Source organism: Pseudoduganella guangdongensis (genome assembly GCF_009857475.1).
Classification (GTDB): domain Bacteria; phylum Pseudomonadota; class Gammaproteobacteria; order Burkholderiales; family Burkholderiaceae_D; genus Rugamonas; species Rugamonas guangdongensis.
On the sequence record NZ_WWCJ01000010.1, the window covers coordinates 149,793 to 164,398 of the forward strand.

Consider the following 14,606-nt stretch of genomic DNA (forward strand, 5'->3'; position numbering starts at 1 on the left):
GATTTACTCCATTTCATCCAAGCGGCGCTCGTAAGCACCTAAAAACGCATCGCCCAGCACCGCGTGGAAATCGGCGGCGGTCGCCTCGGCCAGGGCCGCGTGCTTGGCGCAGTAACGGTCCCATAGCGCCGCCTTGCGCAGCGCCGGCACGGCAGCGCCCAGCAGGCCGCTGCGCTGGCGCGCCGCAATCGCTTCCGGCGCAACGCGTCCGAGCGCCTCCGCCACCGCGCCCTCCATGCCGGCCATCACGCATTGCTGGTGCGCCGACAGGTCGGCGAAGGCATCCTCCAGCGCCTCGACCGGGCCCATGAAGCCGGGCATTTTCTTGCGCAGCATCTGGGTCAGGGCCGACTGGCCGTCGGGCAGGAATTTGAGGGGATTGTTGTTGCGCACCACCACCACGGTGGCATCGGCATGGATATCGCGCTTGAGTTCGGCGCGCGCCTCCAGCAGGCTGTGGGCGCCGCCGATGGAGGTCGCCACCAGTTTGCCCAGCATTTCCATGAATTCCGGCGTCAGTTGCCAGTTCGGTTGCACGCCGGCGCCGCGCTGGAAGGCGGCCATCAGGGTATCGGCGGTGTGGTGTTCGGTCGAAGTGTCGAGCATCGGGGTCTCCTATACCCCTAAGCGTAGCAAAAATGATGCCAGACGGAAACTACTTAATGTGTATCGTGCGCGGCGGCGGTCAGGAATAGCACAATCGCAACACCCAACGCGATCAACAGCACCTGCGGGATGGTTTCGCGCATGGTGGCGCGGCGTTGCATTTGTGGCATCAAATCACTGACCGCGATGTAAATGAAGCCGGAGGACGCGAACACCAGCACGTAAGGGATCAGGTTGGTCGCCTTGTCCAGGGTGAAATAGCCGAGCAGGCCGCCCGCCACCGCCAGCAAGCTGCACAGCAAGTTGTAGACATAGGCACGGGTGCGCGAGAAGCCGGCGTTCAGCAGCACGATGAAATCGCCGATCTCCTGCGGGATTTCGTGGGCGATGATAGCCACCCCGGTAACGATGCCCAGCTGCGGGTCGGCCAGGAAAGCCGCCGCGATCAGGATGCCGTCGGTGAAGTTATGCATGCCGTCGCCCAGCAGGATCATCCAGCCGGCGCGGCCCGCCTCGGCCTTGTCGTGCCCGTGGTGGTGGTGGTGGCCGTCATGCTCGTGGTGGTGCGAATGGCGCAAAATGGCCAATTTCTCAAGCAGGAAGAAGGCCAGCAAACCCGCCAGCAGCGCCGCGAACAGGTGGCGCGGATCGGTGCCTGACTCGAACGCTTCCGGCAGCGCGTGCAGCAAGGAGGTGGACAGCATGATACCGACCGACAAGCTGACCATTTTCTCCACCACCTTGGACAGCAAGGCGAACGAAAACACCGCCGCTGCTGTAATAGAGGCAACGCCGGCAATCGTGGTGGCCAGCAGGATGGAGGTCAGGACGGGATCGATGGTACTTCCTTTGCGTGCAAACCGGGCATTTTACCGCCCGGCGGGAATTCTTGCTAACTTCTACATCCGGGGTGCTCAGGCGACGCCGGCGGCTTTGAACCAGGCCAGCGCGCGTTGCCAGGCGTCCTGGGCGACGTCGGGGCGGTAGCTGGCGCGGTAATCGGCGTAGAAGCCGTGCGGGGCGTCGGGGTAGACGTGGATCTGCGAGGTGCTGTTGCCGGCTCGCGCCAGGGCGGCGCGCATCTGTTCCACCGTTTCGAGCGGGATACCCTGGTCTTTGCCGCCGTACAGGCCGAGCACGGGGGCTTTCAGGCTGGCGGCGACGTCGACCGGCAGCTTGGGCCAGTTCGCGGTGGGCTCGCCCGCCAGGCGGCCGTACCAGGCGACGCCGGCTTTGACCTTCGGGTTGTGGGCGCTGTACAGCCAGGTGATGCGGCCGCCGTAGCAGAAGCCGGTGATGCCCAGGCGGCTGGTGTCGGCGCCGTAAGTGCGCGCCCACTCAACCACGGCGTCAAGGTCGGCCATGACCTGGGCGTCGGGCGTGCGGCTGATGATGTTTTTCATCAGCTCGGCGACCGAGGGCTCGCGCGCCGGGTCGCCCTGGCGCACGAACAGGTCGGGCGCCAGCGCCAGGTAGCCGGCTTTGGCGAAGCGGCGGGCGACGTCGGCGATGTGCTCGTGCACGCCGAAAATTTCGGAAACTAGCAGAATGACGGGCGGTTTGGCCTTGCCTTCAGGCTGGGCGCGGTACACGGGCACCGTCTGGCCATCAACTTGGATGTGGATGGTGCCGGCGACCAGGCCGGCCGTGTCGGTGCTGACCAGGGTCTGCGCCTCCACCGGCATGACGGCGGCGGCAAAGCCGGTGCCGATGGCGGTTTTGATGAAATCGCGGCGCTCAAGGCCGGTTTGCTGCAATTCCTTCATGCATGCTCCTTTGTTGACAAGGTTTGTCGCCGGCGCACTGCCAAAAATTGTCAGTCATGACAAATTTTGGCGTTTAGTGCGCTTCTTCCCAATTGCAGCCGACACCGACTTCGGCCACCAGCGGCACCTTCAGCTCTGCCACCCCGGCCATCAGTTTGGGCAGCATCTCTTGCACCAGGGCCAGCTCGGCGTCCGGCACTTCCAGCACCAGTTCGTCGTGCACCTGCATGATCATTTTCGATTGCAGGCCTTCGCGTTCCAGCCAGTCCTGCACCGCGATCATGGCCAGCTTGATCAGGTCCGCCGCCGTGCCCTGCATCGGGGCGTTGATCGCGGCCCGCTCGGCGCCCTGGCGGCGCGGGCCGTTCGGCGAATTGATCTCGGGCAGCCACAGGCGGCGGCCGAACACGGTCTGCACGTAGCCGCGCGCTTTCGCTTCGGCACGGGTTTCGTCCATATAGCGCTTGACGCCGGAGAAGCGGGCGAAGTAGCGGTCGATGTAGTTCTGCGCGGCGCTGCGGTCGATGCCCAGGTTGGCGGCCAGGCCGAAGGCGCTCATGCCGTAGATCAGGCCGAAGTTGATCACCTTGGCATAGCGGCGCTGCTCCGATTGCACCTCGGCCGGGGCCACGCCGAAGATTTCGGCGGCGGTGGCGCGGTGGATGTCCTCGCCTTCCGCGAAAGCTTTCAGCATCGCTTCGTCGCCCGAGATATGCGCCATGATGCGCAGCTCGATCTGCGAGTAGTCGGCCGACACGATGTGCGAGCCGGGCGGCGCGATGAAGGCTTCGCGGATGCGGCGCCCTTCGGCGGTGCGCACCGGGATGTTCTGCAGGTTCGGGTCGTTCGAGGCCAGGCGGCCGGTGATCGCCACCGCCTGCGCATAGTTGGTGTGCACGCGGCCGGTGGCCTGGTTGATCATCTTGGGCAGCTTGTCGGTGTAGGTCGACTTGAGCTTGGACAGGCTGCGGAACTCCAGCAGCACTTTCGGCAGCGGGTAATCCTCGGCCAGCTTTTGCAGCACTTCCTCGTCGGTGGACGGCGCGCCGCTCGGGGTCTTCTTCACGATCGGCAGTTCCAGCTTGGTGAAGAAGATTTCGCCGATCTGCTTGGGCGAGCCCAGATTGAACGGCTGGCCGGCCAGCTCGTAGGCTTTCTGTTCCAGCTGCAGGATGCGCGCACCCAGCTCATTCGATTGCGTGGCCAGCAGGCCGGCATCGATCAGCACGCCGTTGCGCTCAATTTTCTGCAGCACCACGGCGGTCGGCAGTTCGATCTTGCTGTAGATATGGGTCAGGCCTTCGTCGCCCGTGACCTGGCCGTGCATCGCCAGGTGCAGGCGCAGGGTGATGTCGGCGTCTTCCGCCGCGTACTCGGTGGCGCGGCCGATTTCGACCTGGTCGAAGCCGATCTGGCTGGCGCCCTTGCCGCACACTTCCTCAAAGGCGATGGTCTTGTGGTTCAGGTGGCGCATGGCCAGGCTGTCCATATCGTGCGTGCGGTGCGACTCGAACACGTACGATTGCAGCAGGGTGTCGTGCACCACGCCGCGCAGGGTCACGCCGTGGTTGGCGAAGATGTGCGCGTCGTATTTCAGGTTCTGGCCCAGCTTCGGCTTGCTGCCGTCTTCCAGCCACGGCTTCAGCTTCGACAGCACCCAGTCGCGCTGCAGCTGCTTGGGCGCGTCCGGGTAGCGGTGCGCCATCGGAATGTAGCAGGCGATGCCCGGCTCGGTGGACAGGGAGATGCCGACCATCTCGGCCAGCATCGGTTCCAGCGACGTGGTTTCGGTATCGAGCGCGGTCAGTTCGGCAGCGTCGATGCGCGCCAGCCAGGCTTCCAGCTGCTCTTCGGTCAGCACGGTTTCGTAGCTGATGGTGGCTGGCGGCGCGGCGAACAGGTCGGCGGTGGCGCCCGGCGCCGGCGCGGCGGCGGCCGACGCAGCGGCGCTGCCCGGCGCCGGGGCGGCCGGGGTCAGGCCGGACAACTCGCGCAGCAGGGTCTTGAAGCCGTACTTGGTAAAGAAGGCCAGCAGCAATTCGCGGTCTTCATCCTTGGCGCCCAGCGATTGGGAAATCGACATCATGTGGGCCGACAGGTCGCAGTCGCATTTGACGGTGATCAGCTCGCGGCCTTTCGGCAGCCATTCCAGCGCCGCGCGCAGGTTGCCGCCCACCACGCCGCCGATCTTGTCGGCGTTCTGCATGATGCCTTCCAGGCTGCCGTATTCCTGCAGCCATTTGAGCGCGGTCTTCGGGCCGCACTTGGTCACGCCCGGCACGTTGTCGACGGTGTCGCCGATCAAGGTCAGGTAGTCGATGATGCGGTTCGGCGGCACGCCGAACTTGGCCAGCACGCCCGCCTCGTCCAGCTTCTCATTGGTCATGGTGTTGATCAGGGTGACGTGCGGCGTGACCAGCTGCGCCAGGTCCTTGTCGCCGGTGGAAATCACCACGTCCATGCCGGCCTGCTCGGCCTGCACCGACAGGGTGCCGATCACGTCGTCCGCCTCCACGCCCTCCACCATCAGGATCGGCCAGCCCATGGCGCGCACCGCCTCGTGGATCGGCTCGATCTGCAGGCGCAGGTCGTCCGGCATCGGCGCGCGCGTCGCCTTATAGTCCGGATACATATCGTCGCGGAAGGTCTTGCCCTTGGCGTCGAAGACGCAGGCAATGTAGGCGGCGGGATAGTCGGCGCGCAGGCGGCGCAGCATATTGACCATGCCGTGCATGGCGCCGGTCGGATAACCTTCCGCGCTGCGCAGGTCGGGCAAGGCGTGGAAGGCGCGGTACAGGTAGCTGGAACCATCAACCAGCAACAGGGTCTTTTGCATAATTAGGGCGAAATAGGGGCGAGAACGGATGTGGCGTAAAGCGCAATATTCCATTATCGCAGAGTTTTGCAACGGGACAGGGGGGCTTTTGATACAATGGTTAAACCGATAAAACTAGCGAAATCCCATCATGCGCGCCCCAACTTCCTGGCTTGCCCTCCCCCTCCTCCTGCTGGCCACCGGCGCCCTTGCGCAATCCGCGCCACCGCCGCCGCAGCTGGAAAAAATCGAGGAAGTTGACAATCCTGTAACGGTCACCTCCAAGCCCAGCTCGGAAACCAAGATCGTTGAAAAGCGCGAAGGTGGCCGCGTGACCGAAGCCAAGGTCAAGAGCGGCAAGAGCACGTACACCGTCAAGCCGAATACCCCGGCTGGCAGCGCACTGCCCGGCGACGCCGCCGGCATGGCCAACCGTGGCCCGCAGTGGACCGTGCTGGAGTTCGACATCCTCAGCAAGAAAAAGAAACGCTCTGCCGAGGAAGCGGACAAGGAAGACGGCCCGCCGCCACCTCCGCCAGCATCCAAATAAGCGCGCGCCCCACACGAACACTTAAACGGTAACTCATGGCAGTTTTTACCCCGGTCACACTGGAAGATGTCGGCCACTGGATCACCCAATTCCCGCTTGGCAAGGCCGTCGCGCTGAAAGGTATCGCGTCCGGCATCGAGAACAGCAATTTTTTCCTCAGCACCGAGCGCGGCGAATATGTGCTCACCATTTTTGAAAACCTGACGTTCGCCCAGCTGCCCTTCTACCTGCAGTTGATGCGCCACCTGGCCCAGCACGGCGTGCTGGTCCCCGGTCCGGTGCCCAACGACAAAGGCGAGCTGTGCGTGCCGCTGCACGGCAAGCCGGCCGCCATTGTCGCCAAGCTGGAAGGCAAGCCGCAAATGGCGCCGCAGCCGGTGCATTGCGCCGCCGTCGGCGCAATGCTGGCGCGCATGCACCTGGCCGGCCAGGACTTCGCCCTGCAGCAACCCAACCTGCGCGGCCTGCCGTGGTGGCGCGAAGCCACCGCCGCCGTGCTGCCCTACCTGGCGCTGGACCAGGCCCACCTGCTGCACGAGGAAATGAAATTCCAGGAAGCGCTGCATGCTTCCGCCGATTACCACGCGCTGCAACGCGGGCCGGTGCACGCCGACCTGTTCCGCGACAATGTGATGTTCGACGGCGAGCGCCTGACCGGCTTCTTCGACTTCTATTTCGCTGGCTGCGACACCTGGCTGTTCGACGTGGCCGTGACCATCAACGACTGGTGCATCGACCTGGCCAGCGGCCGCATCGACACGGCGCGCGCGCGCGCCATGCTGAACGCCTACCACGCCGTGCGCCCGTTCACGGCCACCGAGCACGCCCTGTGGCCGGCCCTGCTGCGATCCGGCGCGCTGCGCTTCTGGATCAGTCGCCTGTACGATTTTTACCTGCCGCGCGCGGCGCAGATGCTGACGCCGCACGACCCGACCCACTTTGAGCGCATCCTGCGTGAGCGCATTGCCGTCCCGGCACCGGAGCTGTACTAATGAGTAAGTTGACTGCCAGCGCTGGCCTGGCCTGGATCCGCCAAGGCTTCGGCCTGTTCCGCAAACAGCCGGGCGGGCTGATGCTGCTGATGCTGGCCTTTATGGTGGTTGCCGCCCTGCTCAGCATCATTCCCCTGCTGGGGCAACTGGCGCAGTTCATCCTGGCCCCGGTCTTCACGGCGGTCTTCGTCCAGGCCTGCGCCGCAATCGACGGCAACCAGCGCCTGACGCCGGACATGCTGCGTCCGATCTTCCAGAAACCGATCTTCCCACGCCTGGCCGGCCTGGGCTCCCTGTTCGTGCTGGCGGCGGCGCTGCTGGCCGTGGTCATGGTGTCCATCGTCGGCAGCGACACCATCCGCGCGCTGGCCGAGCAAAAACTGACGCCGGAAGCGGCGGCGGCGGGCAACTTTGGCTGGGCCATGCTGGTGGTGTTCCTGCTATCCCTGCCGCTCAGCATGGCAATGCTGTTTGCGGCGCCACTGATCTACTGGCAGAAGATGGGCGTGGGCAAGTCCCTGTTCTACAGCTTCTTCGCCGTCTGGCGCGCCCTGCGCACCTTTATCCTGTTCTTCGCCTGCTGGGTGCTGATCATTATGCTGACCACCAAGGTGGTGCTGCTGCTGGCCGGCGGCGGCTTGTTCGGCATGGCGCTGGTGCAGTCGCTGTGGATGATCATCGCCATGATCTTCCAGTGCGCGGTGTACGCCGCGTATTGCGGCATTTTCGGCGCCCCGGGCAGCCCGGCCAGCCCCAGCGCTGACAACGCCGGCTAAGCTGCAGGCCGCGCCCCGGACGGCCCGCCGGGTATAATGGCGGGATGCAGAATCTCCTCCACAACCTCAATCCCGAACAACTCGCAGCAGTCACCCTGCCACCGCAAAACGCCCTGATCCTGGCCGGCGCCGGATCGGGCAAAACGCGCGTGCTGACCACCCGCATCGCGTGGCTGATCCAGACCGGGCAAGTGTCGCCGGCCGGCGTGCTGGCAGTGACCTTCACCAACAAAGCGGCGAAGGAAATGCTGGCGCGCCTGGGTGCGATGATGCCGATCAATACGCGCGGCATGTGGGTCGGCACCTTCCACGGCCTGTGTAACCGCCTGCTGCGCACCCATTACAAGGATGCGGCCCTGCCGCAGACTTTCCAGATCCTCGATTCGCAGGACCAGCTGTCGATGATCAAGCGCCTGCTGAAGGCGAACAATATCGATGACGAGAAGTTCCCGCCGAAGCAGGTGATGTACTTCATCAACAACAACAAGGACCAGGGTTTGCGCGCCTCGCAGGTGGAGGCCTATGACGCGCTGGAGCGCAAGCTGGTCGAGCTGTACCAGCTGTACGACGACCAGTGCCAGCGCGAAGGCGTGGTGGATTTCGCCGAGCTGCTGCTGCGCACCTATGAACTGTTGTCGCGCAACGAACCGCTGCGCCAGCACTACCAGCAACGCTTCCGCCACATCCTGGTGGACGAGTTCCAGGATACCAACAACCTGCAATACGCCTGGCTGAAACTGATGGCCGGCCACGGCTCGCCGTTCGGCGGCGCCCTGTTCGCGGTGGGCGACGATGACCAGAGCATCTACGCCTTCCGCGGCGCCAACGTCGGCAATATGCAGGCGTTCGAGAGCGAGTTCCGGGTACAGAACCTGATCAAGCTGGAACAGAACTACCGCTCGCACGGCCACATCCTGGATGCGGCCAACCTGCTGATCTCGAACAACAGCCGCCGCCTGGGCAAGAACCTGCGCACCGACGCCGGCCACGGCGAGCCGGTGCGCGTGTACGAAGCCAGCTCGGACTTGCAGGAAGCGCAGTGGATCATCGAGGAAGCCAAGGCGCGCATCGCGGAAGGCGCCACGCGCCGCGAGATCGCCATCCTGTACCGCTCCAACGCGCAGTCGCGCGTGATCGAACACGCGCTGTTCTCGGCCGGCATGCCGTACCACGTGTACGGCGGCCTGCGCTACTTCCAGCGCGCCGAGGTCAAGCACGCCATCGCCTACCTGCAGTTGATGGACAACCCGCACAATGATTCCGCTTTCCTGCGCGTGGTGAACTTCCCGGCACGCGGCATCGGCGCGCGCTCGATCGAGCAATTGCAGAACGCGGCGGCAGCGTATAACTGCTCGCTGTACGCGGCGGTGCCCTACATGGTCGGCAAAGCCGGCAGCGCACTGGCCGGCTTCACCAAGCTGATTGAAGGCGTGCGTTTCGAAACCCAGCAACTGGCGCTGCCGGAGCTGGTGCGCATCACGCTCGACTCCTCCGGCCTGCTGCAGCACTACCAGAACGAAAAAGAAGGCGCCGACCGCGTCGAGAACTTGGAGCAGATGGTCAGCGCCGCGACGCAGTTCGTGTCGGAAGAAGGCTTCGGCCAGGGCGCGCCCGCCCACCTCGGCCCGCAGGCTTCCGCCACTGCCGGCGCGCAGGTGGTGGTGGCCGACGGCGTGGAAATCATCGACGCCGACGCCCCGCTGGCCAGCGTGATGTCGCCGCTCTCCGCCTTCCTCTCGCACGCCTCGCTGGAAGCCGGCGACAACCAGGCGCAGGAAGGCCAGGACGCGTTGCAGCTGATGACGGTGCACTCGGCCAAGGGCCTGGAATTCGACAACGTCTTCATCACCGGCCTGGAAGAAGGCCTGTTCCCGCACGAGAGCAGCTCGAAAGAGGACGGCGGCGTGGAAGAGGAACGGCGCCTGATGTACGTGGCGATCACGCGCGCCCGCAAGCGCCTGTACATGTCGTTCTGCCAGACGCGCATGCTGCACGGCCAGACCCGCTACAACATGAAGTCGCGCTTCTTCGACGAACTGCCGGAGGAGTCGCTCAAGTGGCTGACCGCGCGCGTCCAGCAAGGCAACTGGTTCAGCACCGGCTCGCGCAAATCGGCGTGGGATGAAATGCCGTCCGTGCCAAGCGCCGACAACCGCCTGGCCGCACGCATCAACCAAGCCTCCGGCGCCTCGCTCGGCTGGCGCATTGGTGAATCGGTGGCCCACGCCAAGTTCGGCGAAGGCGTCATCATCAACATCGAAGGCAGCGGCGCCAACTGCCGTGCGCAAATCAACTTCGGCAAATCCGGCATCAAGGTGCTCGACCTCTCGGTCGCCAAGCTGGAACGCGTCTGATGGCAACGCGGCCGGAAATCCTCGCGTTTCCGGCCGCGCTTTCCGAACACGTGGCGAGTATCGCGCAGGAATTGGCGCACGGCGAGCAACATAAACCTCACCCTCTCGGCCCCCGCGTCTACGTCAACGGCGAAGAACTCATCCTGCCCAGCCGTCTCTACTACCGCAGCGAGCTGCCTGCAAGCGGCGGCGACCCACTCGACGATACCATCCGCAACTGCCTCGGCACACGCCACCACGATGGATACCTGCGTGAACGATGCGTGCGCGCCCTGCTGCATGAGCGTAGCGAATGGGTCATCCCCTTCCTGTTCGCCATGCTCGGCGAATACGTGGTCGAAATCGTGCTGGCCATCGAAGCCGGCCTCGCCCCGGAGGTGCTACCAGCCTGGCGGCACTTTGCCGCCAACAACCCGCAATTCCTCGCCACCACCCATCGCCGCGCCATCAGCTACTGGAGTTGCTACTACCGCCGCCGCTACCCGCAATTGGCCGACTACCCTGCCCTGCGGTTGTTGCAAGATGCCCTCGGGTAGCAGTGCAATCTCCCAATGACCTCCCCTTCTTCCATTCAGCGGAAAATCGGCGCTCCCCTGATTACAAAAAAAGCCCTTGCTGTTCGCGAGATAGGCCTTCAGGTTTGAAATGACCGCTTGCCCGGAACGCCCCCTTCGAGGGCGACGTCATTCCGCAATCGCAGATTCGGTTGCTTCACGTCTAACGGCCATCGTTTATCGCACACCTGCCAAAGCTGGGCTCCACGTATTGAAACACCGGTGGGCGGAAGGATATGGTATCCACAACATGAAAGGCAACCATATGCAAACCCCGAACGAGCTGGCCAGCATCAACCAGAAAATCCTCGCCGACGGTGAAACCCTGCCGCTGGTGCAGCTGAAAGACGGCAGCAAGGTGCAAACCGGCACCGTCGCCACCATGCTGCGCAATATCGAGCTGTACAACGCCGGTGCGCGCGGCGCGATCGAGCAGGAACTGGCGGCGGCGGTGCCGACCGTCATCAAGGTCGGCCTGTTCGACCTGTTCCCGCCAGAGGAATGGATCGCAGGCGACAATCCAGGCCGCCGCTTGGTCGGTCAGTTGGCCAAAAAGATTCGGGGTCAGGTCTGACAATCGGACAAAGGGTGCCCTTGGGCACCCTTTGTCCGATTGTCAGACCTGACCCCGAATTGCTTACATGATGGGCTTGGCGCTGCCGTTGCTGATGGCTTCTTCGATCAGGGCGCGGGAGGCGCGGTCGGCTTCGCGCGAGAGGCGGCCTTGCTCGCGGCCGAGCTCGCCCATTTTGCGGCCCAAATCGCCCAGCGGTTTGGCGGCTTCGGCGATACGGGCGTGCATGGCGGCCATCGGGGCCTGACGGGCGGCGATCGCGGCTTGGCGCGCGGCCAGCTCATTGCTGTGGCGGGCCATCTCCTCGCTCAGCGGCTCCATATCCTTGCTCAGCTTTTCCATGTCGCGCTGAAGCTGCTCGCGGGTTTGGTCGTCGGCCTGGGCCATTTTGCGCGCGGCTTTTTCCATGGCGCGGCCGATACGTTCCTGCTGGCGCGCTGCCAACTCCATCTTGCGCTCGATGGCGCGCTCGGCTTCACGTTGGGCGCGCTGCTGCTCCTTGCTGCCCATGGCGGCTTCGACTTCCTTCTCGACCTGGGCAGTCAGGGCATCCACTTCCTTGCTGTGGACGTCCATTTTCTTGCCCTGTTCATCCATCTTCTTGCCCTGCGCTTCGGCCGGCTGCCAGATTGCCTTCATTTTGGCCAGCAGCGTTGGGTCCTGGATCAGGTAGGCCTTGCCGTCTTTGCGGGCGTAGATGAAGTCGCCCTTCTGTTCGCGTTTCATGCGAGCTGCTTCGCTGAGGTCGCCATAGCGGCCATTGATATGCATGGTCTCTCTGCCTTCAGTCATGATGGCGTACGAGATCCCGCCGCGATGCTCATTGATGTAGAAGCTGTCGGCATGCATTTCCTTGGGTGGCTTGGGTGCCTTAGGCGGCTTGGGCGCCTTGGGCGCGGCCATGGCCGGCGGTGCTGGGGGCGCCTCGGTCACTGCTGGCAGCGCTGCGGCTGCGGGCGCTGCGGGCGCCGCCGGGGCCGGTGGGGCGGGCGGTGCGGGTGGGGCCGGTGGCTCAGACTGGTCGAGTTCATCGGCCTCCGAGGCGCCGGATAGCATCGGCTCCGCCTCGGCGGCGGCAAACGCCGGTGCCGCGTTCGCAGCCGGTGCCACGGCTTCAGCGGCATCGGCCAGCGCGGCCGGCTCAACCAAGGCGGCGGACTGGGCCCCATCCGGGGCCGGCGCGGCCAGCGCTGCTGGTGCGGCAGCAGCGCTGGCGGCCGGGAGCGACACCGCTTGCGGCATGGCGTGGGCATACAACGCGGCGCAGGCGGCAAAAATACCTAACAGTGGGGTGGCCATCTTCCAGCTCAGTGGTTGCGCATCGGGACGAATCAGGCGTTTGATACGGGACATAAGGTCTCCTCCGTGTGCCGCGGGGGCAGCAAAGTGTGTGGTGGTGAACTGGAATTTATCCAGCTCGGAAAGAGCAAGTGCCAGGCGCCGCGGTTCGCCGAGCGTGCTTGCGGCTAAGTCGTCTGCTATCTGTTCGCGTTCGAGGCGGATGCGCTTGGACAGCATCCACACACTCGGGTGGTAGAACAGGAAAATCTCAATGCCGCTCTGCACCAGGTTGACCAGGTAGTCGTGCCGGCGCACATGGGCCAGCTCGTGGGCCAGCAGCGCTTCCAGCAGGTCGGGCGGCAAGCCGCTGACCAGCGAGGCTGGCAGCAGCACAATCGGGCGCAGGATGCCGGCCGTGATCGGGCCGTCCAGCGTGTCGTCGGAGACGCCGAGCCGCACGGCGCGGCGGATGCCCATGCGCTGGGCCAGCGCGCTGGCGCGGGCTTGCCAGGCCGGGTCGGCGTGGTAGTGCTCGGCCAGGGTGCGGCGGCGCACCCATTGCAGGCCGAGCGAGAGGCGCAAGGTCATGAGCGCGGCGCCGGCTGCCCACAGCAGCACCAGCCAGGGCAACTGGCGGCGCAGCAGGTATTCCCAGGAGGCCATGGCGTCGATGTCGACCAGTACGGTTTCGACGCCCTTGCCGTCGGCGGCGCCGGGAATGGCGGCGATGGCGCTCGCTTCCAGCGGGGCGGGCAGGACGTAGCCGGTGTCGGCGGCGTCGGCCAGGCGCCAGGCGAAGTTGGCCAGGGGCAGTGCTGCGCACAGCAGCAGGGCGAGGCAGGCGACCAGGTAGCGCGCCTGGGGCCGGGCGTTGCGCAGGAGGTGCAGGGCCAGGGCCGCGATACAGCCGATCAGCAGGCCTTGCCACAGGAAGTGCAGCAGGGACCAGCCCAGGGCGGGGATGACGGCGTTCAGCAGTTGGCTCATGGGTGCGGCTCCGGTATGGGGTGTCCTTGCAATGTAGATTAAATGATCTAGATCTTTGTGTCTAGAACTTTTTGTCTAGTTATGGCTGCGGGGACTCAGGAGACAAATGTAGCCTCAGCGTAGCGCCACTTGCGGGGATTTGCGATGGACGGCCGTTTGGGACGGCCAGGATGCTTTTTACCCGGGAAAGCGGGGTCGGACCCAAGGGTCAGACCCCGTCTGTGCGGGCTTTAGTAGATGACGACGGAGCGGATCGATTCGCCGCGTTCCATCAGGTCGAAGCCTTCGTTGATGCGGTCGAGCGGGAGGGTGTGGGTGATCAGCTCGTCAATTTTGAGCTTGCCTTCCATATACCAGTCGACGATCTTCGGTACGTCGGTGCGGCCGCGCGCGCCGCCGAAGGCGGAGCCGAGCCAATGGCGGCCGGTCACCAGCTGGAACGGACGGGTCGAAATCTCCTGCCCTGCCGCCGCCACGCCAATCACGATCGATTTGCCCCAGCCTTTGTGGCAGCACTCGAGCGCCTGGCGCATCAGCTGGGTGTTGCCGACGCACTCGAAGCTGTAGTCGGCGCCGCCGTCGGTCAGCTGCACGATCGCGTCCACCACGTTTTCCACATCCTTCGGATTGATGAAGTGGGTCATGCCGAACTGGCGCGCCATGCTCTCGCGCGCCGGGTTGATGTCGACGCCGATGATCTTGTTAGCGCCCACCATCTTGGCCGCCTGGATCACATTCAGGCCGATGCCGCCCAGGCCGAACACCACCACATTGGCGCCCGCTTCCACATTGGCGGTGAACAGCACGGCGCCGACGCCGGTGGTCACGCCGCAACCGATGTAGCACACCTTGTCGAACGGGGCATCGGAGCGGATCTTGGCCAGCGCGATCTCCGGCACCACGATGTAGTTGGAGAAGGTGGACGTGCCCATGTAGTGGAACAGCGGCTTGCCGTCCAGCGAGAAGCGGCTGGAGCCGTCCGGCATCAGGCCCTTGCCCTGGGTCGAGCGGATCGCCTGGCACAGGTTGGTCTTGCGCGACAGGCAGAATTTGCACTGGCGGCATTCCGGCGTGTAGAGCGGGATCACATGGTCGTCTTTTTTCAGCGACGTGACGCCCGGGCCCACATCCACCACCACGCCGGCGCCCTCGTGACCGAGGATGGCCGGGAAAATCCCTTCCGGATCGGCGCCGGACAGGGTGTAGTGGTCGGTATGGCAAATGCCGGTGGCTTTGATCTCCACCAGCACCTCGCCCGCACGTGGGCCGTCCAGGTCCACTTCCTCAATGGTCAGCGGGGCGCCCGCCTTCCATGCAACTGCCGCTTTGGTCTTCATCGTTTGACTCCCGA

General features: G+C 64.7%; 12 protein-coding genes. 6 read left to right on the forward strand and 6 right to left on the reverse strand.

Annotated elements, in window-relative coordinates:
• Positions 1-3 precede the first annotated feature (3 nt).
• The 4 genes from tagH to polA form a co-directional block, all read right to left on the reverse strand.
• Positions 4-606, reverse strand: a complete 603-nt coding sequence (gene tagH / locus GTP41_RS15710; RefSeq protein WP_161026516.1) for a type VI secretion system-associated FHA domain protein TagH — start codon at positions 604-606, stop codon at positions 4-6.
• Positions 607-659: 53 nt separating this feature from the next.
• Positions 660-1,373, reverse strand: a complete 714-nt coding sequence (locus GTP41_RS15715; RefSeq protein ID WP_161026517.1) for a ZIP family metal transporter — start codon at positions 1,371-1,373, stop codon at positions 660-662.
• Between the two features lie 147 nt (positions 1,374-1,520).
• On the reverse strand, positions 1,521-2,372 hold the full coding sequence (locus tag GTP41_RS15720) for a dienelactone hydrolase family protein (protein WP_161026518.1): 852 nt from the start codon (positions 2,370-2,372) through the stop codon (positions 1,521-1,523).
• 73 nt (positions 2,373-2,445) lie between these two features.
• Complete coding sequence (gene polA / locus GTP41_RS15725; RefSeq protein ID WP_161026519.1) at positions 2,446-5,208, reverse strand: DNA polymerase I; 2,763 nt, start codon at positions 5,206-5,208, stop codon at positions 2,446-2,448.
• Between the two features lie 130 nt (positions 5,209-5,338).
• Between polA and GTP41_RS15730 the strand changes: the two genes are divergently transcribed.
• The 6 genes from GTP41_RS15730 to GTP41_RS15755 all read left to right on the forward strand — a co-directional run bounded on the left by GTP41_RS15730 (position 5,339) and on the right by GTP41_RS15755 (position 10,987).
• On the forward strand, positions 5,339-5,737 hold the full coding sequence (locus GTP41_RS15730) for a hypothetical protein (protein WP_161026520.1): 399 nt from the start codon (positions 5,339-5,341) through the stop codon (positions 5,735-5,737).
• 35 nt (positions 5,738-5,772) lie between these two features.
• Positions 5,773-6,729 (forward strand): homoserine kinase, encoded by a 957-nt coding sequence (locus GTP41_RS15735; RefSeq protein WP_161026521.1) that lies wholly within the window; start codon positions 5,773-5,775, stop codon positions 6,727-6,729.
• Positions 6,729-7,505 (forward strand): BPSS1780 family membrane protein, encoded by a 777-nt coding sequence (locus GTP41_RS15740; RefSeq protein ID WP_161026522.1) that lies wholly within the window; start codon positions 6,729-6,731, stop codon positions 7,503-7,505. The genes GTP41_RS15735 and GTP41_RS15740 overlap by 1 nt, the downstream gene beginning before the upstream one ends.
• Positions 7,506-7,549: 44 nt before the next feature.
• Complete coding sequence (locus tag GTP41_RS15745) at positions 7,550-9,859, forward strand: UvrD-helicase domain-containing protein (protein WP_161026523.1); 2,310 nt, start codon at positions 7,550-7,552, stop codon at positions 9,857-9,859.
• Positions 9,859-10,395 carry a hypothetical protein gene (locus GTP41_RS15750; RefSeq protein ID WP_161026524.1) on the forward strand — a complete coding sequence of 179 codons (537 nt, stop codon included), beginning with the start codon at positions 9,859-9,861 and terminating at the stop codon, positions 10,393-10,395. Before GTP41_RS15745 ends, GTP41_RS15750 begins: the two co-directional genes overlap by 1 nt.
• Before the next feature lie 283 nt (positions 10,396-10,678).
• On the forward strand, positions 10,679-10,987 hold the full coding sequence (locus GTP41_RS15755) for a DUF7709 family protein (RefSeq protein ID WP_202419752.1): 309 nt from the start codon (positions 10,679-10,681) through the stop codon (positions 10,985-10,987).
• Between the two features lie 63 nt (positions 10,988-11,050).
• On the opposite strand, the gene GTP41_RS15760 is transcribed toward GTP41_RS15755, so the two are convergent.
• Together GTP41_RS15760 and GTP41_RS15765 are read right to left on the reverse strand one after the other, a co-directional pair.
• Positions 11,051-13,255: a M56 family metallopeptidase gene (locus GTP41_RS15760; RefSeq protein ID WP_161026526.1), complete on the reverse strand. Its 2,205-nt coding sequence runs from the start codon at positions 13,253-13,255 to the stop codon at positions 11,051-11,053.
• A 230-nt stretch (positions 13,256-13,485) separates the two neighbouring features.
• Positions 13,486-14,592 (reverse strand): S-(hydroxymethyl)glutathione dehydrogenase/class III alcohol dehydrogenase, encoded by a 1,107-nt coding sequence (locus tag GTP41_RS15765; protein ID WP_161026527.1) that lies wholly within the window; start codon positions 14,590-14,592, stop codon positions 13,486-13,488.
• Positions 14,593-14,606: the final 14 nt, after the last annotated feature.